The sequence below is a fragment of the Roseateles sp. NT4 genome (assembly GCF_051857475.1).
Taxonomy (GTDB): Bacteria; Pseudomonadota; Gammaproteobacteria; order Burkholderiales; family Burkholderiaceae_C; genus Pelomonas.
Window position 1 is genome coordinate 506,983 of record NZ_JBPZGZ010000004.1, and the last position, 22,547, is coordinate 529,529.

At 67.8% G+C, this 22,547-nt stretch carries 18 protein-coding genes; 13 read left to right on the forward strand and 5 right to left on the reverse strand.

The window, feature by feature from the left end:
- Window positions 1–16: 16 nt before the first annotated feature.
- From ACS5PN_RS25460 to ACS5PN_RS25495, 8 genes are all read left to right on the forward strand, one after another.
- Entirely contained in the window at window positions 17–2,944 is a 2,928-nt protein-coding gene (locus ACS5PN_RS25460; RefSeq protein WP_439466824.1) for a TonB-dependent receptor, read from the forward strand.
- 63 nt (window positions 2,945–3,007) lie between these two features.
- A complete protein-coding gene (locus ACS5PN_RS25465) occupies window positions 3,008–4,429 on the forward strand; it encodes a glucoamylase family protein (RefSeq protein ID WP_439466825.1) in 1,422 nt (473 codons plus the stop codon).
- 2 nt (window positions 4,430–4,431) lie between these two features.
- The gene (locus ACS5PN_RS25470) at window positions 4,432–5,700 is read left to right on the forward strand and encodes a sugar ABC transporter substrate-binding protein (protein ID WP_439466826.1); all 1,269 of its coding nucleotides are present in this window, start codon (window positions 4,432–4,434) and stop codon (window positions 5,698–5,700) included.
- Entirely contained in the window at window positions 5,697–6,593 is an 897-nt protein-coding gene (locus ACS5PN_RS25475) for a carbohydrate ABC transporter permease (RefSeq protein WP_439466827.1), read from the forward strand. Before ACS5PN_RS25470 ends, ACS5PN_RS25475 begins: the two co-directional genes overlap by 4 nt.
- Window positions 6,590–7,402 (forward strand): carbohydrate ABC transporter permease, encoded by an 813-nt coding sequence (locus tag ACS5PN_RS25480; RefSeq protein ID WP_439466828.1) that lies wholly within the window; start codon window positions 6,590–6,592, stop codon window positions 7,400–7,402. The genes ACS5PN_RS25475 and ACS5PN_RS25480 overlap by 4 nt, the downstream gene beginning before the upstream one ends.
- Window positions 7,399–10,365 carry a hypothetical protein gene (locus tag ACS5PN_RS25485; RefSeq protein WP_439466829.1) on the forward strand — a complete coding sequence of 989 codons (2,967 nt, stop codon included), beginning with the start codon at window positions 7,399–7,401 and terminating at the stop codon, window positions 10,363–10,365. The genes ACS5PN_RS25480 and ACS5PN_RS25485 overlap by 4 nt, the downstream gene beginning before the upstream one ends.
- Window positions 10,362–11,084 (forward strand): dienelactone hydrolase family protein, encoded by a 723-nt coding sequence (locus tag ACS5PN_RS25490; protein WP_439466830.1) that lies wholly within the window; start codon window positions 10,362–10,364, stop codon window positions 11,082–11,084. Before ACS5PN_RS25485 ends, ACS5PN_RS25490 begins: the two co-directional genes overlap by 4 nt.
- 2 nt (window positions 11,085–11,086) lie before the next feature.
- On the forward strand, window positions 11,087–14,368 hold the full coding sequence (locus tag ACS5PN_RS25495; protein ID WP_439466831.1) for a GH36-type glycosyl hydrolase domain-containing protein: 3,282 nt from the start codon (window positions 11,087–11,089) through the stop codon (window positions 14,366–14,368).
- A 172-nt stretch (window positions 14,369–14,540) separates the two neighbouring features.
- On the opposite strand, the gene ACS5PN_RS25500 is transcribed toward ACS5PN_RS25495, so the two are convergent.
- Both ACS5PN_RS25500 and ACS5PN_RS25505 read right to left on the reverse strand, forming a co-directional pair.
- On the reverse strand, window positions 14,541–15,491 hold the full coding sequence (locus ACS5PN_RS25500) for an alpha/beta fold hydrolase (protein ID WP_439466832.1): 951 nt from the start codon (window positions 15,489–15,491) through the stop codon (window positions 14,541–14,543).
- A gap of 22 nt (window positions 15,492–15,513) precedes the next feature.
- Window positions 15,514–16,515 carry an NADP-dependent oxidoreductase gene (locus ACS5PN_RS25505; protein ID WP_439466833.1) on the reverse strand — a complete coding sequence of 334 codons (1,002 nt, stop codon included), beginning with the start codon at window positions 16,513–16,515 and terminating at the stop codon, window positions 15,514–15,516.
- Window positions 16,516–16,676: 161 nt separating this feature from the next.
- On the opposite strand from ACS5PN_RS25505, the gene ACS5PN_RS25510 reads away from it, so the two are divergent.
- Entirely contained in the window at window positions 16,677–17,288 is a 612-nt protein-coding gene (locus tag ACS5PN_RS25510) for a TetR/AcrR family transcriptional regulator (RefSeq protein ID WP_439466834.1), read from the forward strand.
- Between the two features lie 99 nt (window positions 17,289–17,387).
- On the opposite strand, the gene ACS5PN_RS25515 is transcribed toward ACS5PN_RS25510, so the two are convergent.
- The 3 genes from ACS5PN_RS25515 to ACS5PN_RS25525 are packed head-to-tail and all read right to left on the reverse strand — an operon-like array spanning window position 17,388 to window position 19,074.
- Window positions 17,388–17,744 carry a cupin domain-containing protein gene (locus tag ACS5PN_RS25515; RefSeq protein ID WP_439466835.1) on the reverse strand — a complete coding sequence of 119 codons (357 nt, stop codon included), beginning with the start codon at window positions 17,742–17,744 and terminating at the stop codon, window positions 17,388–17,390.
- A complete protein-coding gene (gene dtd / locus ACS5PN_RS25520; protein WP_439466836.1) occupies window positions 17,741–18,184 on the reverse strand; it encodes a D-aminoacyl-tRNA deacylase in 444 nt (147 codons plus the stop codon). The genes ACS5PN_RS25515 and dtd overlap by 4 nt, the downstream gene beginning before the upstream one ends.
- Window positions 18,181–19,074, reverse strand: coding sequence for a cation diffusion facilitator family transporter (locus ACS5PN_RS25525; RefSeq protein WP_439466837.1), 894 nt, complete (start codon window positions 19,072–19,074; stop codon window positions 18,181–18,183). Before ACS5PN_RS25525 ends, dtd begins: the two co-directional genes overlap by 4 nt.
- 46 nt (window positions 19,075–19,120) lie before the next feature.
- Between ACS5PN_RS25525 and ACS5PN_RS25530 the strand changes: the two genes are divergently transcribed.
- From ACS5PN_RS25530 to ACS5PN_RS25545, 4 genes are all read left to right on the forward strand, one after another.
- Window positions 19,121–20,128 (forward strand): dienelactone hydrolase family protein, encoded by a 1,008-nt coding sequence (locus tag ACS5PN_RS25530; RefSeq protein ID WP_439466838.1) that lies wholly within the window; start codon window positions 19,121–19,123, stop codon window positions 20,126–20,128.
- 69 nt (window positions 20,129–20,197) lie between these two features.
- The gene (gene argB / locus ACS5PN_RS25535; RefSeq protein WP_439466839.1) at window positions 20,198–21,103 is read left to right on the forward strand and encodes an acetylglutamate kinase; all 906 of its coding nucleotides are present in this window, start codon (window positions 20,198–20,200) and stop codon (window positions 21,101–21,103) included.
- On the forward strand, window positions 21,100–21,780 hold the full coding sequence (locus ACS5PN_RS25540) for a pyrimidine 5'-nucleotidase (protein ID WP_439466840.1): 681 nt from the start codon (window positions 21,100–21,102) through the stop codon (window positions 21,778–21,780). The genes argB and ACS5PN_RS25540 overlap by 4 nt, the downstream gene beginning before the upstream one ends.
- An 80-nt stretch (window positions 21,781–21,860) precedes the next feature.
- Entirely contained in the window at window positions 21,861–22,547 is a 687-nt protein-coding gene (locus ACS5PN_RS25545) for a response regulator (RefSeq protein ID WP_439466841.1), read from the forward strand.

The following is a 22,547-nucleotide window of genomic DNA, read 5'->3' on the forward strand; positions in this document are numbered from 1 at the left end:
AGGAGACAAGGACATCATGAGCAACACCCGCCAACACTGGCGCCGCCACGCCCTCGCCACGGCCGTCTGCTTCGCGCTGGCCGGCGCCGCCTCGGCCCAGACCTCCAATGCCACCGTGCGCGGCACCATCACGGCCGCCGGCGCTGCCGCGCCTGCCGGCACGGACGTCATCGCCGTCAACAAGGCCACCGGCAGCACCTACCGCACCAAGACCCTGGCCGACGGCAGCTATGTGCTGCTGGGCCTGAACCCGGGCAGCTACGAGATCCGCGTCGGTGGCGCCCCCAGCGGCAGTGAAGTGACGCTGTCGGTGGGCCAGAACGCCACGCTGGACCTCGGCAGCACCGATGCCAAGCTCGGCACCGTCGTCATCCAGGGCAGCGCGCAGCGCCAGGGTGTCATCGACTCCCAGGTCGGCACGACGGTTTCCAACAAGATGATCGAGGCCATCCCGCAGGCCACGCGCAACTTCCTGTCGGCCGCCGACTTCGCGCCGGGCGTGCGCTTCGACACCGATCCGAGCGGCAACACGCGTCTGCGCGGCGGGTCGCAAAACATTGACGCTGTAAACGTTTTCATCGACGGCGTCGGCCACAAGAACAACATCCTGCGTGGCGGCGTCAACGGCCAGGACACCAGCCAGGGCAACCCCTTCCCGCAGACGGCCATTGCCGAGTACCGGGTGCTGACGCAGAACTACAAGGCCGAGTTCGACCAGGTCTCCAGCGTCGCCATCACGGCCGTCACCAAGTCGGGTGGCAACGAGACCCATGGCAATGTCTACGTCAACCGCACCGGCAGCAACTGGACCTCGCTGAGCCCCATCCAGGAGCGCGACGAGGCGAACGGCATCCCGGCGCCGTCCAACCGCCAGATCGAGGGCGGCTTCAGCATCGGTGGCGCCATCAAGCCCGATGCCCTGCATTACTTCGTCGCCTATGACGGCAAGTCCATCGACAAGCCGCGCCAGCTGACGGCGATGAACCTGGACAAATACCCCACCAGCCCCGGCGTCGTGCCGTCCATCGTGGACCAGCAGGGCTCGTTCAAGGGCCAGTTCAAGGAGCACCTGCTGTTCGGCAAGCTGTCGGCCGAGATCGATGACCGCCAGCGCCTGGACCTGTCGACGACGCTGCGCAAGGAGACCAGCTACTCCGTCGACGGTGACCGTTATGCGCCCAGCACGGCCATCAACAACAACAACAACGAGTACCGCGTCGACCTGAGCCACGAGTACACCGGCGACCGCTGGCTCAACGAGGCCCGCATCGGCTGGGAAAGCGCCAAGTGGAACCCGCAATCCGACTCCACCGACCCGCAGATCCGCTACAAGTACTCGCCCACCAACAAGATCGACAACGTCCAGGACATCTTCTTCGTCGGCGGCTCGCCCAACGCCCAGGACCGGCGCCAGAAGGGCTTCTACCTGAAGGACGACCTCAGCTACACCGGCCTGGCCGGCCACGTCATCAAGGGTGGCGTGCAGTTCAAGGCCATGAAGTACGAGCTCAGCGGCACGGCCTTCCGCGTGCCCACCATCGACACGGTGCTGAACACCGCGACGGGCCAGGGCTATTACAACGGCCTGGCCTGCACGGGCACCAATGTCAGCAGCAGCGGCCTGTCCAGCGACCAGTGCAATATCCGCCTGGCCATCCCGTCCGTGTCGGTGAACTTCAAGAACAACCAGTACGGCCTCTATCTGCAGGACGACTGGAAGCTCAACAAGCAGGTGGAACTCAACCTGGGCATGCGCTGGGACTATGAGGACAACATGCTGAACAACAGCTATGTGACGCCGGCCGACCGCATCGCCGCGCTGAACGCGCTGGACGGCCGCACCGTCGACGGCATCACGGCGCCTCCCGGCCAGACCTACGCCCAGACCCTGGCCAAGGGCGGCATCAACATCGCCGACTACATCTCCACCGGCAGCTCGCGCAAACCCTTCAAGAGCGCCTTCGCACCGCGCCTGGGCGCGTCCTACGACGTCTTCAGCAACAAGGAAACGGTCATCTACGGCGGCTGGGGCCGCAGCTATGACCGCCGCATGGCCAACAACGCGCTGGACGAGCTGCAGAAGAACGCTGCGCCCAACGGCGAGATCTGGCTGATCCGCAACAAGTTCAAGATGCCTTTCGCCGACCAGATGAGCCTGGGCCTGCGCCAGGCGCTGGGCAGCTGGAACATGGATGTCGCGGTGTCCAACATCCACGCCAAGAACCAGTTCTTCTGGTCCAACGGCAACCGCGACCCCAACGGCGGTTTCGGCAATTCCAACAACGTCGACCCGCTGTGGGGCGGTGCGCCGCGCAACTACGGCACCATCGTGCTGGGCGACTTCAGCGGCGAGAACAAGGCCACCAGCATCTTCCTGTCGCTGGAGAAGCCCTACACCCCCGCCAGTGGCTGGAGCATGACGGTGGCCTACACCCACACCGACGCCAAGACCACCAACAACGAGTGGTCGGACGACATCTTCGACTGGACCTATGGCAAGGCCAACCACGGCTTCCATCCCAGCAAGGACGCCGAGAAGAACCGCCTCGTGGTGGGCGGCTTCTTCGACAAGCTGCCCTGGGGCATGCAGCTGTCCGGCAAGTTGACGCTGGGCGATGGCCAGCCGCGTCGCGTCGTGGACTGCCACAACGGCTTCACCGGCACGACGGGTTGCACGGCGGTGGCACGTGGCTCCGACAATTTCAGGCAGCTCGACATGGCCCTGGCCAAGAGCTTCAAGGTCTATGGTGGCGACCTGCAGATCCGCGCCGATGTGCTCAATCTCTTCAACACCGCCAACTGGGGCTATTACGACGACTGGGTCGGCGGTCCTTCCACCCCGCCCAAGAACGCCCTGGGCGGCGACAACGACCACTTCGACACCAAGACCGGCGTGCGCGGCACCATGCGCCAGTTCAAGCTGGGCGTGAGTTACACCTTCTGATCCCGTTGAAGTCCGGGGGTCGGCTGGGCTGAACGCAGGCTGGCTCCCACAATCACCCCCACCATGAGTTTGCTGACCCGACGCGCCGTCCTTGCACACGGCGCCGGCCTCGCGCTGGCCGCCAACCTGCCCAGCTGGGCCGAGGCGCCGGCGCCCGCTGCCGACCTCTTTCTCGCCGATCTCGAGCGCCGCACCTTCGACTTCTTCTGGGAGACGACCGACGCGAAGACGGGCCTGGCGCCCGACCGCTGGCCCACGCCATCCTTCGCCAGCATCGCCGCCGTCGGCTTCGCGCTCAGCGCCTATCCGGTGGGCGTGGCGCGCGGCTACATCACGCGGGCCCAGGCGCGCGAACGCACGCTGACCACGCTGCGCTTCTTCGCCGGCTTGCCGCAAGGGCCGGGCAAGACCGGCGTGGCCGGCCACAAGGGCTTTTTCTATCACTTCCTCGACATGAAGGAGGGCCTGCGCTTTGCCCAGTGCGAGCTGTCCACCGTCGACACCAGCCTGCTGCTGATGGGCGCCCTGCATGCCCAGAGCTTCTTTGACGGCGAGCAGGCCGACGAGGCCGCGATCCGCAAGCTGGTGGACGAGCTCTACGGCCGCGTCGACTGGGCCTGGGCCCAGGTGAGACCGCCGTCGATCAGCCACGGCTGGACGCCCGAGAAGGGCTTCATCCCCAGCGACTGGAAGGGCTACAACGAGGCCATGATGGTCTATCTGCTGGCACTCGGCTCGCCGACCAAGCCGGTCAATCCCGAGGCCTACGACGCCTGGCTCAGCACCTACGATGAGCACAGCTGGGGCGAGAGCCAGGGCCAGACGCTGCTGCGCTTTCCGCCGCTGTTCGGCCACCAGTTCACGCACTGCTGGGTCGACTTCCGCGGCATCCGCGACTCCTACATGCGCGCCAAGGGCCTGGACTATTTCGAGAACTCGCGCCGCGCCACCTATGTGCAGCGCGACTACGCCTCCGCCAATCCGCTGGGCTGGCAGGGCTACAGCGCCGAGATCTGGGGCATCAGCGCCAGCGACGGCCCGGCCGACATCAAGCTGGCCTACACGACGACCGCCGGCAAGACCGAGAAGCGCCGCTTCATCAGCTATGCCGGCCGCGGCATGGGCCTGTACGACGACGGCACGCTGGCGCCCTACGCGGCCGGCGGCTCCATCGCCTTCGCGCCCGAGATCGTCATCCCGGCGCTGGTGGCCATCAAGGAACGCTATCCGCACACCTTCGGCCGCTACGGCTTCTGGGATGCCTTCAACCCCAGCTTCAACTACCCCGACGTGCGCCTGACGCATGGCCGCATCGAGCCCGGCAAGGGCTGGGTGGACACCGACATGCTGGGCATCGACCAGGGCCCCCTGCTGGCGATGATGGGCAATCATCGCGGCGAGCTGATCTGGAGCGTCATGCGCAAGAACCCGCACTTGGTTCGAGGGCTGAAGAAAGCCGGCTTCACCGGAGGCTGGCTCGGTTGACCATGCGCCGCCGCAGTCTGCTCACCGCTGCCGGAGCCGTCGCGCTCGCGGGCTGCGCACGTGACGATGGCCCAACGACGCTGCGCTTCTGGGCCATGGGCCGCGAGAGCGAGGTCGTGGCCGAGCTGATGCCGGCCTTCGAGCGCGAGCACCCCGGCGTGCGCGTCAAGGTCGAGCAACTGCCGTGGACGGCCGCGCACGAGAAGCTGCTGACCGCCTTTGCGGGTGACGCCACGCCCGACCTGGCCCAGGTCGGCAACACCTGGCTGCCCGAGATGCAGGCCCTGGGCGCGCTGGAGCCGTTGGAGCCCTGGCTCGCGCGCACGCCCATGCTCGCGGCCGGCGACTACTTCGAAGGCATCTGGGCCACCAATGCGCCGAGCGGCCAGCGCGTCGGCCTGCCCTGGTATGTGGACACGCGTCTGATGTTCGTGCGCCAGGACCTGCTCGCGAAAGCCGGCATCCCGTCCATGCCGGTCAGCTGGGACGACTGGCGCGCCACGCTGGCCCGGCTGCGCGAACGCGGCATGGACAAACCCATGCTGCTGCCCACCAACGAATCCGCGCCGCTGCTGGCCCTGGCCCTGCAGCAGCCCGGAGAGGTGCTGCGCGACGGCGGCCGCTACGGCAACTTCTCGGGCGCGGGCTTTCGCAAGGCCCTGGCCTTCTACCTGGAGCGCTTCCAGCGCGGCGAGGCGCCCGGCGTCAGCGAGGTGCAGATCGGCAACCTCTGGCAGGAGTTTGGCCGCGGCAACTTCGCCTTCTACATGTCCGGCCCCTGGGACATCGGCGAGTTCAAGCGCCGCCTGCCGCCCGAACTCGCCAACGCCTGGATCACGGCCGAGCTGCCCGGGCCGGACGGCCCCGGGGCTTCCATCGCCGGCGGCGCCAGCCTGGTGATTTTCAAGCGCGCCCGCCACAAGCCCGAGGTCTGGGCCCTGATCAGCTATCTGAGCCGCCCTGACGTGCAGCTGGAGTTCTACCGCCTGACGGGCGACCTGCCGGCACGGCGCAGCGCCTGGGCCTTGCCGCTGAACGGCGCGACGCTGGCCGAGGACCGCCACGCCGCCGCCTTCCACCGCCAGTTGCAGCGCGTGCGCGCGGCGCCGGCCGTGCCGGAGTGGGAGCGCATCGAGAAGGAGATGCAGTTCGCCGCCACGCGCGCCGTGCACGGCGTGACCGACCTGGACACGACGGTGAAGAAGCTCGATGCCCTCGTCGACGGCATCCTGGAAAAGCGCCGCTGGATGCTGGACAAGGCCAGGGCATGAGGCACAGCGGTCGCGAATCCCTCGCCGCCTGGGCGTTTGCCGCCCCGGCGCTGGTCGTCATCGCGCTCTTCTTCGGCGTGCCCGTCTTCGCCGGCCTGGCCCTGAGCCTGACCGACTTCGACATCTATGCCCTGGCCGACTTGCGCAATCTGCGCTGGCAGGGCTGGGACAACTACGTCCATGTGCTGAGCCTGCCGCTGTTCTGGAAGGCCCTGGGCAACACCGTCTATTTCGTCGTGCTGGGCGTGCCGCTGTCCATCGGTGTGTCCCTCGCTGCCGCCGTGCTGCTGCAGAGCAAGCTGGTGCGCTTCAAGCCGCTGCTGCGCACCGCCTTGTTCGCGCCCGTGGTGACGACGCTGGTGGCCGTGGCCGTCATCTGGCGCTATCTCTTCCACGTCAAGTACGGCCTGGTCAACTACACGCTGCAATCCCTGGGCCTGGACCCGGTCGACTGGCTGGGCGACCCGCACTGGTCCATGCCCACCATCATCCTGTTCGCGGCCTGGAAGAATTTCGGCGGCAACATGATCATCTTCATCGCCGCCCTGCAGGCCGTGCCTCACGACCTGTACGAAGCCGCGCGGCTGGACGGCGCGCGCAGCTGGGCCCAGTTCCGCTACATCACGCTGGCCAGCATCGCGCCGACGCTGCTGATGGTCACCATCCTGACGACGGCCGGCTACTTCCAGCTCTTCGCCGAGCCCTATGTGATGACCCAGGGCGGGCCGCTGCAGAGCACGGTCAGCGTGCTCTACCTGATGTACGACGAGGGCTTCAAGTGGTGGAACCTGGGCCTGGCCTCGGCCGTGGCCTTCGTGCTCTTCGTCGTCATCGTCGCATTCAGCAAGGGGCTGATCGCCGTGCAGCGTCGGTTGACGGGGGAGGGCGCATGAAGGCCAAGCCCCTGCTCGTCAACGGCCTGCTGTGGGCCTTTGCTGCCCTGGCCGCCTTTCCGCTGGTGTGGATGGTCTGCGTGTCGCTGATGCCCGCCGGCACGGCCCAGAGCCTGCCGCCGCCGGTGATCCCGGCGCACCCCACCTTGGATCACTACCGCCAGCTGCTGGGCGACGGCGGCCTCAAGCGCGCCTTCGTCAACAGCCTGGGCCTGGCTATCGCCAGCACGCTGATCTCGGTTAGCTTCAACACGCTGGCGGGCTATTCCTTCGCCAAGCTGCGCTTCCGCCATCGCGAGCGGGTCTTCGGCCTGCTGATTGCGGCCCTGGTGATCCCTGGACAGGTCGCGATGTTGCCCCTGTTCCTGATGCTCAAGGGCATGGGCCTGGTGAACACCTGGATGGGCGTGCTCATCCCCAGCATGGCCGGCATCTTCGGCATCTTCCTCGTGCGCCAGTACGCGCGCGGCGTGCCTGACGAGCTGCTGGAGGCGGCGCGGCTGGACGGCGCCGGCGAGTGGCAGATCTTCTGGCGCATCGTGCTGCCGACCTTGAAGCCCGTGCTCGTCACGCTGGCCGTGTTCGCCTTCCTGGGCAGCTGGAACGACTTCATGTGGCCGCTCATCGTGCTGACCGACGGCGAGATGCACACCCTGCCGGTGGCGCTGGCGGCCTTGTCCCGTGAGCATGTGCAGGACAGTGAGCTGATGATGGCCGGGGCCGTCATCACGGTGCTGCCGGTGCTGGCCTTGTTCGTCGCCCTGCAGCGCTACTACATGCAGGGCTTGTTGATGGGAAGCGTGAAGTGAAGCAGCTGTTGGCCTGCATCGTCCTGCTGGTGGCTCAATGCGCCGGCGCCGTAATGCTGGATGACATGAAGGACGAGACGCGCTGGAAGGCCAGCGCCTCCGACCAAGTCAAGGCCAGCCTGCGCCGCGATGCCCGAGATGACAGCCTCTGCCTGGACTATGACTTTGCCGGTGTGTCGGGCTACGCCGTCATGCGCCGCGAACTGCCGCTGGACTGGCCGGCCGATTTCGCGCTGACCATCCAGCTCAAGGGCAAGGGCGGCCGCAACGATGTGCAGATCAAGTTCGTCGACGCCAGCGGCGACAACGTCTGGTGGATCAACCGCCCGGCCCTGGACCTGCCCGACACGGTGACCGAGATGCGCTTCAAGCGCCGCCATGTCACCTTCGCCTGGGGGCCGACCGAGGACCGCGTGCTGAAGAAGAGCCGGTTCGTCGAGTTCGTTGTCGTCGCCGGCCAGCGGGATGGCGGCGGGCCGGGCACGCTGTGCGTCGCCAGCCTGCGCCTGGACGCGCGCGCGCCGGCACCCAAGACCTGGCCCGAGCCGCGTCGCAAGCAGGGCGCCGGCGAGGTGACGCTGGATTACGGCAGCCTGCGTGAGTTCAACGGCCTGTGGTTCTCCAGCGGTGCGGCCTTGCGCGTCGAGGCGTCCGAGGACAACCGGCGCTGGAAGCCGCTGTCCACCCAGCCCGGTCGTGCCCTTTTTCTCGGCGAACAGGAATGGCGCTGGATTCGCCTGCGCTATGAAGGCAAGAAGCCGCCCGAGGTCGAGCTGCGTGACGCCGCCCAATGGCCGGATCGCAATGCCGCCGTCGCTGAATGGGCCAAGGCCCTGCCGCGGGGCGACCTGCCGCGTGCCTTCGTCGGCGAGCAGAACTACTGGACCGTCGTCGGTGTCGACGGCGGCGCCGAGCGCTCAGGCTTGGTCAGCGAAGACGGCGCCATCGAGCTGACCCGCGGCGGACCGAGCATCGAGCCGGTCGTGCGCCTCGCCGATGGCCGTCTCGTCACCTGGGCCCAGGTGAGAGCCGAGCACAGCCTGATCGAGAACGCTTTGCCTGTCGTGCAGTGGCGGCATGCGGACGTGGAGCTGCGTGTCGAGGCCGCGGCCGACGGTCCGGCCAAGGACCCCAAGCTGCTGGCCCGGTACACCTTGCGCAACCCGACCGCCAAGCCCCAACAGCTGTCACTGCTGCTGGCCCTGCGCCCCTGGCAGGTCAACCCGCCGCAGCAGTTCCTGTCGACGCAAGGTGGCATCAGTCCGCTGCCTTCTGTCCACTGGGCCGACGGCGCGCTGACCGCTCCGGGCCTGCGCGTCACGCCCCGCGAGACGCCCACCGAAGTCCGCGCCGCGACCTTCGGTGCCGGCCCCAGCCTGGCCACGTTGCTGCAGGCGCCGCCGCTCACGCATCTCGTCGATACCGAGAGCAGCCTGCCATCCGCCCTGATGCGCTTCGACGTCGAGCTGGCCGCTGGCGAGTCGCGCAGCTTCGGCTGGGTGACGGGCAGCGATGCCGCCACCCTCGACACCCGCATGGCCGTCGCCGCCGCGCAGTGGCGCGACCGCCTCGGCGTGCTGGAGCTCAATCTGCCGCCCCAGGCCCAGCCGGTCGCCGACACCATGCGCAGCGCACTCGCCCAGATGCTGATGTCGCGCGACGGCCCGGCCCTGCGGCCCGGTACGCGCTCTTATGCCCGCTCCTGGGTGCGCGATGGCGCCATGATGGTGGCCGGCCTGGTGCGCATGGGCGAGACCCAGGCCGCGCGCGAATTCGTCGACTGGTATGCCGGCCATGTTTTCGACTCCGGCAAGGTGCCGTGCTGCGTGGACCAGCGCGGCGCCGACCCCGTCGTCGAGAACGACAGCCAGGGCCAGTACCTGTTCGCCGTCGCCGAGCTGTGGCGGCATACCCAGGACCGCGCGCTGTTGCAGCGCCACTGGCCCCAGGTGCAGCGCGTCGTCGCGTGGATGGAGGCCCTGCGCCTGAGCGAGCGCAAGCCCGGCGCCGACCCGCGCTTCAAGGGTCTGATGCCGCCGTCCATCAGCCACGAGGGCTATAGCGACAAGCCGGCCTATGCCTATTGGGACGACTTCTGGGCCCTGCGCGGCTACAAGGATGCGGTGCAGATGGCCCAGGCCCTGGGGCAGACCGCCGACGCGGTGCGCTGGGCCGTGTCGCGCGACGAGTTCGAGGCCGACCTCAGCGCCTCGATCAGCGCCACGGCTCAGCACTACCAGCTCAAGCACATTGCCGGCGCCGCCGACCGCGGCGACTTCGATGCCACGTCGACGACCATGGCTCTCAACCCGGCCCAGGCCGAAGACAAGCTGCCGCCCGGTTTGCTGCGCGCCACCTTCGACCGCTATGTGACTGAGGCCTTGGCCCGCATCGACGGCAGCAAGCCCTGGCTGGACTACACGCCCTATGAGTGGCGCAATGTCAGCGCCCTGGTGAGGCTGGGTCGCGTTGACGATGCGCATCGGCTGCTGGCCTGGTTCATGGGCCACCAGGCCCCCATGGGCTGGAACCAGTGGGCCGAGGTGGTGCTGCCCGATGCGCGCAAGGTCCAGTTCCGTGGCGACATGCCGCATGCCTGGATCTCGTCCGACTTCCTGCGCTCGGCTCTCGACCTGTTGGCCTACGAACGCGAGACCACCGGCAGCCTGGTGCTGGCGGCCGGCATCCCGCAAGCCTGGCGCGCGGCCGGCGATATCGGCGTGACCGGCCTGTCCACGGCCTGGGGCCGGCTGGACTACCGGCTGCTGAGGCGCGCCGACGGCGGCTGGACCCTGCACATCGACCGCCGACCCGAGCGCCTGCCTGGCGAGCTGCGTCTGGCCTGGCCGGGTACGGCGCAGTTACCGCGCGCTAACGTCGAGACTCAAGCGCTGGAATGGCAGGGCCGTGAGTTGCCACTGCCGGCCAACGCCACCACCATCCAACTGGAGCCCACGCCATGACGATCTCCCGCCGCCAGCTGCTGTTGACGACGCCTGCGCTGCTGTCCGCCTGCGCCGCCATGCCACCCACGCCGCCCGCCGGCCTGGCTGCGGGCGAGCAACGCGCCTGGGAACTCGAAGGCCAGCGCTTCTGGATCTGGCTGCCGCGCGAGTACAGCCAGCGCACCGAGGCATGGCCGCTGGTGGTCTTCCTGCATGGCTCCGGCGAGCGCGGCACCGACCTGGAGAAGGTCAAGGTCCACGGTCCGCCCAAGCTGGTTGCCGCTGGCGCCGCCTGGCCGGCCATCCTCGTCAGCCCGCAGCTCGAAGACGGCTTGCGCTGGGACCCCGAGCGCCTGCACCGGCTGCTCGGCGCCCTGAAGGCCAGGCTCAATATCGACGCCCAACGCTGCACCGGCACTGGCCTGTCCCTGGGCGGCTTTGGCGTGTGGCACTGGGCGACGGCCTATCCGCGCGACCTCGCGGCCATCGCCCCGGTCTGCGGCTTTGGCGATCCGGCCAAGGTGGCGGCGATGCGCAGCGTGCCGGTGCGGGCCTATCACGGCGACCAGGACCAGGCCGTGCCGTTGGCGCCCCATGTCGCCTGCGTGGAAGCGCTGCGGGCGGCCGGCGGCAAGGCAAGCCTGACCATCTATCCCGGCGTCGGCCACGACTCGTGGACGCCGGCCTACAACGACCCCGAATTGCTGCCCTGGCTGCTGTCCCAACGCCAGACCTGAAGATGACTGCGCACCTGATCCGCAACGCCGCCGGCCTCGAAGCCGAGCTGCTGTCCCATGGCGCCCTGCGCCGGCTGCTGCTCGCGCCCGGGCTGATGCTCAACCTCTTCCCCGGCAACGAGCTGGAAGGCGGGCCGGCCAATGTCTGGCTGCGAAGGCGCGAATCGGCTGGCGCCTGGCGCATCACGCCGCTGCTCGGCCCGCTGTCTCCGCTCAGCGTGTTCGCGGACGAAGACGGCTTCGAGATGCGCGGGGAGTGGGAAGGCCTGGCCCTGCGGCTGTCGCTGCGCCTGGCCGCGGACGAGCCGGTGCTGTTCTGGCATCTGCAGGCCGCCAACCTCGGCGAGGCGCCTTGCGAGATTTCGCCCGTGCTGGTGCAGGACGTCGGCCTGGCCGACTACGGTGCGGTGCGCACCAACGAGTTCTACGTCAGCCACTACATCGATCTGCAGCCCTTGCAACACGCCAGCCACGGCACGCTGCTGGCTGTGCGCCAGAACCAGTCCCAGGGCGGCAAGCATCCCTGGCTGCTGGCCGGCTCGCTGCACCGTGCCGAGAGCTTTGCGACCGATGCCGGCCAGGTCTGGGGCCTTGCCGCCCGCGAAGGTGCGCTGCCGCCGGGGCTGTTGAACGACCTGCCGGGGCGACGCCTGCAGCATGAGCATGCGGTGGTTGCGTTGCAGGACGAGCCCCGCACGCTGGCGCCCGGCGAGCGGGTGGCGGCAGGCTTCTTCCTGGCGCTGCAAGCCCACCATCCCGAGGCCAGCAGTGCGGCCGATCTCGATCGCCTGGCGGCCCTGTTGGCCTTGGCTGAAGCCCAGCCCGCCAAGATGGTCGACGCGCCTGGCCTGGCACCGGCCGCCAGCCTGTTTGCCAGCGCGCCCATGCTGGCCAGCCGCGACCTCGGCGATGAAGACCTCGACGCCTGGCTGCCGGGCGAGCGCCGCCACGAGGAATGGCAGGGCGATCAGCGCCTGAGCTTCTTCAGCGGTGAGGCCAGCCATATCGTGTTGCGGGCCAAGGAGCTGATCGTGCAGCGGCCGCACGGCCACATCCTGCGCAGCGGAGAGCACCTGGTGCCCGACGAGGGCGCGCTGACCTCCACCTGCTGGATGGGCGGCGTCTTCCATTCCATGCTGACCCAGGGCCACGTCAGCATCAACCGCCTGCTGTCCACCCAGCGCAGCCTGCTCGGCCTGTTCGGCACGGCCGGCCTGCGCCTGTTCGTGCAGCCCCAGCTCAGCGACTGGCAACTGCTTGGCCTGCCCTCGGCCTTCGAGATGCAGCCGCAGCGTTGCCGCTGGATCTATGCCTTCGACGCCGGCGTCATCGAGGTCGTCGCGTCGGCCGGCGCAGCGCCGGAGGCGATGGAGCTCAGCCTGCGCCTGCTCAAGGGCCGCGCGCTGCGGCTGCGGGCCAGCCTCAACCTGGCCGTCGGCGGCGATGACGGTGCCGCGACGCTCAAGCCGGTGTGGGAGCACAGCGGCGAGCGGCTGCGCATCACGCCCCCGGAAGGCAGCGAGCTGGCGGAGCGCTTCCCTGGTGGCGGCCTGGTCATCGAAGCGCCGGGCGTTGCCATCGTCGGCGATGACGGCCGGCTGTACAACGACGGTGTCAGCCGTGGTGATCCCATCGTCTGCCTCGACTTCGCGGCCGCCACGGCTTTCACGATGACGCTGCGCGGTGAGCTGCTGGAGGCCGCACCGCCCTCGGCCGAGCCGCTGACGCTGCCGCAATGGCAGCACCCAGCACTGGCCCAGCTCCGCGACATCCTGCCCTGGTATGCCCACAACGCGCTGGTGCACTATCTGTCGCCGCGCGGCCTGGAGCAGTACTCGGGCGGCGGTTGGGGCACGCGCGACGTCTGCCAGGGGCCGTTGGAGATGCTGCTGGCCCTGGGCCGCACAGAACCCGTGCGCGACCTGCTGCTGCGCGTCTTCGCCAACCAGAATCCCGACGGCGACTGGCCGCAGTGGTTCATGTTCTTCGAGCGCGAGGCCAAGATCCGTGCTGGCGATTCGCATGGCGACATCGTCTTCTGGCCGCTGCTCGGCCTGGCCCAGTACCTGATCGCCAGCGGCGATGCCGGCCTGCTGGACGAAGTGGTGCCTTTCCATGGCGGCGAGCCGGCTACGCTGGCCGCGCATGTGGAGCAAGCCCTGGCCCTGATCCGCCAGCGCGTCGTGCCCGGCACCGGCCTGGCTGCCTACTGGCATGGCGACTGGAACGATTCGCTCCAGCCCGCCGACCCGGCGCTGCGCGAGCGCCTGTGCAGCGCCTGGACCGTGACTCTGCATCACCAGATGCTGCACACCCTGGCCACGGCCTTCAGCCAGCTTGGGCGCTCCGACCAGGCGACGGCGCTGGCGGCCGAGGCCATGGGCGTGCGCGCCGAATTTCAGCGCCTGCTGGTGCAGGACAACGTCGTGGCCGGCTATGCGCTTTTCCCCGAGCAGGGCGAACGCGAGCTTTGGATCCACCCGCAGGACACCCGCACCGGCCTGCGCTACAGCCTGCTGCCGATGATGCATGCCGTCATCGACGAGCTGTTCACGCCCGAGCAGGCGGCGACCCAGGCCGCGTTGATCGAGCAGCATCTGAAGGGCCCCGATGGCGCTCGGCTGTTCGACGCGCCCCTGCCTTACCTTGGCGGGCCGTCGACGCTGTTCCAGCGTGCCGAGACCAGCAGCTTCTTCGGTCGCGAGATCGGCATCATGTATATGCATGCCCATCTGCGCTACGCCCAGATGCTGGCCCATCTCGGCCACGCCGAGGCCTTCCTGAAGGCGCTGATGCTGGCCCACCCGATCGCGCTGACCGACCGCGTGCCCAGCGCCAGCAGGCGCCAGGCCAATTGCTATTACTCCAGCTCCGACGCCGCTTTCCCCGATCGCTATGTCGCCCAGGCCGAATATGGCCGCGCGCTGGCCGGCGAGGTGGCCCTGGACGGCGGCTGGCGCATCTATTCCAGCGGTCCGGGCATTGCGCTGGGTCTGGTCATCCACTCACTGCTGGGCCTGAGGCTGGAGCAGGGCGCCCTGGTCGTCGACCCCGTCATGCCGGCGGTGCTGGATGGGCTGACCGTGCAGCTGGTGCTGGCCGATCTGCGCTTCGAGCTGAGCTACCGCGTCGGCCCGCGTGGCCATGGCGTCGAGCGCGTGCGGGACGAGTCGGGTCAGGAGTTGGCCGCCACACGCCGGCCGCATGCCTATCGGCTGGGGGCTCTGGCGCTGACGCGGCCGGCGCCTGGCGGAGTGCATCGCTGGACTATCGAGCTGGGCTGAATGAAGGATTGCTTGTCGCAGTGGCGGCGTCTCTGGGGGGCGGCCGGTCAGCCTTTTACGCACCAAGGTCAGCCATCAGCCCCTTCTTGACGCTGGCGCCATGAGGCTGCGGTGGCGCCATTGACGTCGATCTTCTTTTGCCCCGGCCTTCGAGGCTGTCGAGTCGCGGGCCTCAACGTGCCAGGAAGTTGAGAGCCCTGGGCACGAAGTCGGCATGATTTTGGAATACGCCGCCGTGGCCTGCATCGGGGTAGATGACCAGGGTGCTGTTCGGCAGCCGCCTCGCCAGGTCGTGCGAGTTGGGGGTTGGCACCATTCTGTCGGTGTCGCCGTTGATGATCAGCACCGGCTGCTGGATGACGGAGAGGTCGGCCGGCTGCTTCTGCCCCCACGCGCTGAGTGCCTGAAGCTGCGCGACGTAGGCGCCCACGGCGATCTCCTTGTCGCGGTTTTGTGACCGTTCCGACAGGCGTGCCAGGAATGCCTTGCCAGCCTGGATACCGTTCGGGCTGCGGGTGAAGAAGAGGTACTGCTTGGGGTCCTGGCCGGTGAACAAACCGCGCAGCAGGTCGTAGTTCGCAACGCCCGCCACGTCGCTGATGCCTTCTCCACCGGCCGGGCCCGTGCCGGCCAGGATCATCCGGCGCACCATCAACGGTTCTTTCAGCACGATCTCCTGCGCGATCATGCCGCCCATCGAGAAGCCGAAGAGGTCGACCTGGTTGAAGCCTGCCGCCTTGATGAAGGCGATGGCGTCGGCCGCCATCTGTTCCATTGAATTCGAGGGCCGTCCCGTGGACGCACCGACGCCGCGGTTGTCGAACAGGATCACGTGATGCCTTGCCGCGATGCCATCGACGACCCGGGGGTCCCAGTTGTCCAGCACGGCGGCCAGGTGATTCAGAAAGACAACTGGTATGCCGCCATGCTGCTTGCCAAGTTCCCGGTAGGCGAAATCAACGCCGCCCGCCGACAGGGTTTGTGTCGGCACATCGGCCCAATCGACACCTGTTGCGGCGGTCGCCGGGGCGACCGGCGTTTTGGCAGACACCTGCGCTGATGCAAGAGTGGACAACGAGGCTGTGGTCAAGGCCAAGACGATGCGACGGACAAGTTTGTGCATGTTGTTTCCGTGTAGCGGGCGTCTATCGCATCTGCACGACGACCTTGCCCTTGGCACGTCCGAGGGCGAGATAGTCCAGCGCTTCCTTCGCTTGCCCGAAAGGAAACACCCTGTCGATGACCGGGCGGATGCGCTGCGTCTCCAGGAGAGAGCCGATCTGGGCGAGTTGATCGCCGTCGGGGCGGGCGAATAGGAAGGCGTAGTCGACATCCTGCTTCTTGGCCATTCGCATGATCTTTCGGCTCATCAACGCGAACACGGCCGTCAGCACGAAATTGAGCCGGCGTGCGCGTGCGAAGGCGACGTCCAGCGGCCCGACCAGCGAGACGAGCTTGCCGCGCGGCTTCAAGATGCCGACGGCCTTCTCGATCGCGTCGCCCCTGACGGTGCCCAGCACCATGTCGTAGCCGCGCAGCACGGTCTCGAACTCGTGCTTCCTGTAGTCAACCACCTCATCGGCGCCCAGGCTGCGCACCAAGTCCACATTGCCGGTGCTGGTGGTCGTGCCGACCTTGGCGCCCAGCCACTTGGCCAACTGGATGGCGAACGTGCCGATGCCGCCCGAGCCGGCCGGGATGAAGACCTTCTGCCCCGCACGCAGATTGCCCCTCTCCCTCAGTGCCTGCCAGGAGGTCAGCCCGACCATCGGAATCGACGCAGCCTGCACGAAGTCCAGGTTGGCCGGTTTCGGTGCGGCGGCGCTCTCGGGCACAACCGCGAACTCGGCGATCGAGCCCGTGCCCTGGTCGAAGATGTTGGCGAAGACCGCATCGCCCGGCTTGAAGCGTGTCACCTGGCTGCCGACCTCGGCGACCACACCGGCCAGATCGCTGCCCAGCGTGGCCGGCAGCTGGAATTTCACGACGGCCTTGAAGAGGCCGGTTGGAATCATGTTGTCGATCGGGTTCACGCTGGCTGCGTGCACTTCGACCAGCAGTTCATCGGGCTTGAGCGTCGGACGCGGGACCTCGGCGAACCCGATTTCGGGAGACTTGCCATAGCGTTTGAAGGTCAGTGCTTTCATTGGGGTTCGCTGGGTTTCGGGGTGGGGCTCGCCGCAAGCCGGCAAGTTGGATCACCTTAATAATGATGCTCATCATCTTTAAAGTCAAGATATTGATGATGATTGACATCAATGTATAGTCAGCACCCTTCAGACTGCGTAAAACCACACACCGGGCCGAGATGAAAGTCACCAAGGCACAGGCAGAGGCCAATCGAGCCCTCATCGTCGAGACGGCCTCCCAGCTGTTCAGGGAGCGCGGCTTCGATGGGATCGGGGTGGCCGATCTGATGGCGGCGGCGGGCTTCACCCATGGCGGCTTCTACAAGCACTTCGGCTCCAAGGTCGATCTGATGGCGGAGTCGACGGCTTGCGGCATGGCGCAGACCACCGTGTTGTCCGAAGGCCTGGACGCGCCGACGTTTGTGCGCCACTACCTTTCTCGCGAGCATCGGGACGAGCGCGCCACCGGCTGCACGATGGCCGCGCTCGGCGGCGACGCAGCGCGCCAGCCGGAGTCGGTGCGCGCTGCGTTTGCGGAGGGTGTCGAGCGCCTGTTGGTGGCGCTGAGCCCGCCGCACGGCGACCCGGACGCCGCTGCCGCCAAGCAGGATCGAGCCAGGCTGCTCGATGGGCTGGCGCATGCGGTAGGCGCTCTGGTCATGTCGCGGGCCTGCCCGGACGATTCAACCTTGGCCGATGAATTCCTGGGGGTGGCCCGGGATGCGATCCTCGAATCGCTGCAGTCCCGGCAAGCGGCTGCAACCAAGACGCGCCGGCAAGGTGCTGGCTGATCAGGCAGTGCCTTGCACGCCATGTGAGCACGCCGGCCGCGATAAGTTGTCGCAGGCATTGCTTCCCCACCGGGGCACCTACTCGGCGTCCCCCTCAGCTCATGCGGCCAAGTCGACCAGCACGAAGTGCTTGCGTACCGGCTCCAGCACTTCGAATTCACCCTCGAAGCCCGGCGGGATGACGCCGCCCTGGCCGGGGCCGATGTCCACCGCCCCGTCGGGCCCGTGCAGGCGCACGCGGCCTTCGAGAACATGGAAATACTCCTGGCGTCCGGCCGGGAAGGCGATGCGCCAGCGCCCGACCTCGCAGGCCCAGATGCCGGCGCTCATGGGGCCATCCTCGTGCAGGGTCCAGGTTTGGCGCCGCGGCGCGCCGCTGACACGGCGGTCCTCGCGCGGCTGATCGTGCGCGGGGTCCAGGCCGTCGGTCGAGTCGACCAGCACGATCTTCTTCATCCGTTCATCCGCATGGGAATGGTGACCGGCCCGTCGTTGATCAGATGGACCTGCATGTCGGCGCCGAACTCGCCGTTCGCCACGACGGGATGCTGCTGGCGCGCAAACGCCAGCGTGTGCTCGTAGAGCTTGCGGCCGAGTTCTGAAGGCGCAGCGCCGGTGAAGCTGGGGCGGTTGCCGCCGTTGGTGTCGGCCGCCAGCGTGAACTGGCTGACGATCAGCAGGCCCCCGCCCACGTCCTGCAGGCTGCGGTTCATCTTGCCGGCCTCGTCGCTGAAGACGCGCAGCTTCAGCACCTTGGCGACCAGCTTCTCGGCGATGGCTTCGCTGTCCGTCGGTTCGGCGCAGACCAGCATCAGGAAGCCTTGGCCAATCTGGCCGACAACGGCGCCGCCGACCTCCACGCGCGCTTCGCGCACCCGTTGCAATACTGCGATCAAACCAGGCCCTCCTCGTCCATGTTGTGGGCCTCGACATCCATGGGCAGCAGCTGGATGCTGCAACGCAGGCCCGGCACGGCACTCATCAGCGCCTGTTCGAGGTCAACGCGCAGCGCGGCGGCCCGACCCAGCGTCCAGCTGGCCGGCATGTGCATGTGGAGGTCGACGAAGCGGCGCTGGCCGGCCACGCGGCTGGCGATGTGGTCGAAGCGGATGGCGTGGGGATGCCTGAAGTCCTCCAGCACGGCCTGCACCTTGGCCAGGGACTCGGCATCCAGGGCCTCGTCCATCAGGCCGCCGGTGGACTCGCGCATCAGGTGCACGCCTTCGCGCAGGATGTTGAGCGCGACGATGACGGCCAGCAGCGGGTCCAGCCATTGCAGGCCGGTGGCCATGACGCCGAGCAGGCCGACGACGACGCCGGCCGAGGTCCAGACGTCGGTGATGAGGTGGCGGGCATCGCCTTCCAGGGCCACCGAGCGCACCTCGCGGGCCTTGCGCAGCATGGCCCAGGCCATCCAGCCGTTGAGGGCCGAGCTGACGACCGCCAGGGCCACGCCGACGCCGATGGACTCCAGCGGCTGCGGGTGGCGCCAGCGGTCCGCCGCGCCCCACAGGATGCCCAGGCCCGCCGCGATGATGAGGATGCCCTCGAAGCCGCTGGAAAAGTATTCGGCCTTGTGGTGGCCGTAGGGATGGTTGTCGTCGGCCGGCTGGGCGGCCAGCGTCACCATGGCCAGGGCGAAGACGGCACCGGCGAGGTTGACGAGGGACTCCAGCGCGTCGGCGGCCAGGCTGACCGAGCCCGTCCACCACCAGGCGGCCGTCTTCAGCGCGATAGTCACGATGGCCGTCGCGACCGACAGCTTGAGATAGGCACTGGCTTGCATGACGGCATTGTCGGCGGGCCCGTGGCGGCCCCGCAGAATGCGCGCCATGATGAACAAAGCTTTCATGAGCCGCCTGCTTGCCTGGCTGGTGCTGGCCTGGCCCTTGGCCGCATCGGCCGTGGACCTGAAGCCCGACACGCAAGGGCGCATCGACTTCGACAGCTTCACGCCCAAGACCATGTTCGATCTGGCGCGCGAGCGTCGCCAGAACTGGGCGGCACAGCGTGTCTGGGGCGAGCTGAGCCTGCCCAAGGCGGCGGCTGGCGACAAGCTGCCGGCAGTCGTGCTGATGCATGGCAGCGGCGGTGTGGAGGCCAGCATGTCGCAATGGGTCGAGGCCCTGAACGACATCGGCGTGGCCAGCTTCGTCGTCCATGTCTTCGAGCCGCGCGGCGTCAAGCGCACGGCCGAGAACCAGACGCTGGTGCCGTATTCGGCTGACCTGATGGACGCCTTCCAGGCGCTGATGCTGCTGGCCAGCCACCCGCGCATCGATGCTTCCCGAATCGGCATCATGGGCTTCTCCCGCGGCGGAAGCGTGGCCTTCCAGACCGCCATCGAGCCCCTGCGCCGCGCCGTCGTGAAGAGCGATCTCGGCTTCGCCCTGCACATTCCGGTCTATGCAGGTTGCAACCAGGTCTACTGGTCGCCACAGCTGAGGAAGGCACCGCTGCTGAATCTGGTCGGCGCCGAAGATGACTACGCCACGGCGCGGCCCTGCGAGCAACTGGCCGAGCGCTATGCCGAGGCAGGCATGCCGGTGCGCAGCATCCGGTACGCCGGCGCGAACCACTCCTGGGACGCCATGTACCAGCCCTTCCTGCTGGAGGGGGCCACTTCGGCGGCGCCCTGCGGCGTGCTGCGCTGGGATATCGAGCCGTGGACGATCACGGCCGAGCGCAGCGGCGCAACGGTCGACCCGGCTCGGCTCGGCGAGTTCTTCGGCAGCTGCGTCACGCGGGGCGTGCATGTCGGGCGCAACGAGTTCGCCTTCCGGCAATCGCGGGCGGATGTGAAGGCCTTTGTGCGGCAGGTGTTCTACGGCGACAAATGAGGCTTTGATGGGGGAGAGGGTCTTGGCGGCTTCCCTAGAATCCGCCCGCTGCTTTCCGGAGTCCGCCGCATGACCACCACCCACACCACCGACGTCTCGCACATCGCCCCGCGCGAGAAGGCCGAGATCCTGTCCCAGGCCCTGCCCTACATCCGCAAGTTCCACGGCAAGACCATCGTCATCAAATACGGCGGCAATGCCATGACCGACCCCGAGCTGCAGCAGGACTTCGCCGAGGACGTGGTGCTGCTCAAGCTCGTCGGCCTGAACCCGGTGGTGGTGCATGGCGGCGGCCCGCAGATCGAGGACGCGCTGAACAAGCTGGGCAAGAAGGGCCACTTCATCCAGGGCATGCGCGTGACCGACGCCGAGACCATGGGCGTCGTCGAGTGGGTGCTGGCCGGTGAGGTGCAGCAGGACATCGTCGGGCTCATCAATGCCGCCGGCGGCAAGGCCGTGGGCCTGACGGGCCGTGACGGCGGCATGATCCGCGCCAAGCAGTTGAAGATCCTGGACAAGGACGATCCCAGCAAGGAACACGACATCGGCCAGGTCGGCGACATCGTCTCCATCGACCCCAGCGTCGTGAAGGCCCTGCAGGACGACCAGTTCATCCCCGTCGTCAGCCCCATCGGCTTTGGCGAGAGCAACGAGAGCTACAACATCAACGCCGACGTCGTCGCCGCCAAGCTGGCCACCGTGCTGCAGGCCGAGAAGCTGTTGATGCTGACCAATATCCGCGGCGTGCTGGACAAGCAGGGCGAGCTGTTGACCGAGCTGACACCGCGCCGCATCGACGAGCTGGTCGAGGACGGCACCATCAGCGGCGGCATGATCCCCAAGATCGCCGGCGCCATCGACGCGGCCAAGAGCGGCGTCAATGCCGTCCACATCATCGACGGGCGCGTGCCGCATGCGATGTTGCTGGAAGTGCTGACAGACCAAGCCTACGGGACGATGATCAGCTCACGATGAGTCGACGTCCCAAGATCTGGCTGTTCGACCTCGACGACACGCTGCACAACGCTTCGCACCGCGCCTTCGCCGAGCTGAACACCTCCATGTCGGCCTACATGGTCACCTACCTCGGCCTGACCGAGGAGGAGGCGGCTGTGCTGCGCACCCTGTACTGGCAGCGGTATGGCGCGACGCTGACCGGGCTGCAGCGCCACCACGGCGTCAAACCGGCTCATTTCCTGGCCGAGACGCACAGGCTGCCCGGGCTGGAGGCGCATCTGCACGGCCATGGCCATGACCTGTCGGCGCTGCGCCGCCTGCCGGGGCGCAAGCTGCTGATGACCAATGCACCGCGCAGTTATGCCGAACGCGTGCTGGCGGTGCTGGGCCTGAGCGACGTCTTCGAGCGGCTGATATGCGTCGAGGACATGATCCTCTTCGGCCACGCCCGTCCCAAGCCCGATGCGCGCATGTTCCGTGTCGTGCTGGCGCGGCTCAAGCTCAGGCCCGAGCAGTGCATCCTCGTCGAGGACACCCTGATCCACCAGAAATCGGCCCGCAGCTTGGGGCTGCGCACGGTCTGGATGCAGCGCTGGCTGCGCAAGGCCGCCGATGGCCGGCGCCTGCAGCACCGTCCCGCCTATGTCGACCGACGGGTGCGTTCCCTGGCTGCCCTTTTGCGCCACCCCCTGTAATGAAGGAAGACGCGCATGGCTGAGGTGGAATCTTCGTCGGACAATGCGGTTTCCGCGCCTTGAAGAGTCCCACAGAGCCCATGACCCCGTTTTCGGTCCTGATCGTCGAAGACCAAGCCCGCTTCCGCGAGGCTTTCACGCATGCCCTCGGCAGCGTGCCCGACATCGAGCTGCTGGGCATCGCGCCCGATCTGCCCCAGGGCCGGCGCATGTTCGACCAGCTGCAGCCCGACGTGCTGCTCGTCGATCTGGACCTGCCCGGTGGTAGCGGTATCGAGCTCATCCGCCATGCCGCCCAGACCCGGCCGCAGTGCGAGGTCATGGTGATTTCCGTGTTCGGTGACGAGCAGCATGTCGTCGCCAGCATCGAGGCCGGCGCCACCGGCTATCTGCTCAAGGACAGCCTGGCCCTGGACCTGCCCGGCCAGCTGCGCAGCCTGCGTGCCGGCGGCAGCCCCATCAGCCCCGTCATCGCTCGCCGCCTGCTCGTGCGCCTGGCGCCCGGCAGCCAGGGATCGTCGGGCCCGTCGCCCGAGGCCATGGCCGCGACCATGGCCGACGAGGAAGTCGTCGCCCTGTCGGAACAGGAGTCCCGCGTGCTGCACCTGGCGGCCAAGGGCTTCACGTTTGATGAGATCGCCCAGTTCATGCAGGTGTCGCCGCATACGGTGATGACCTATGTCAAGCGGGTCTACCGCAAGCTGCACGTCCGTTCGAAGGTGGAAGCCATCTACGAAGCGCGCCGCCTGGGCTGGCTCCGCGATTAG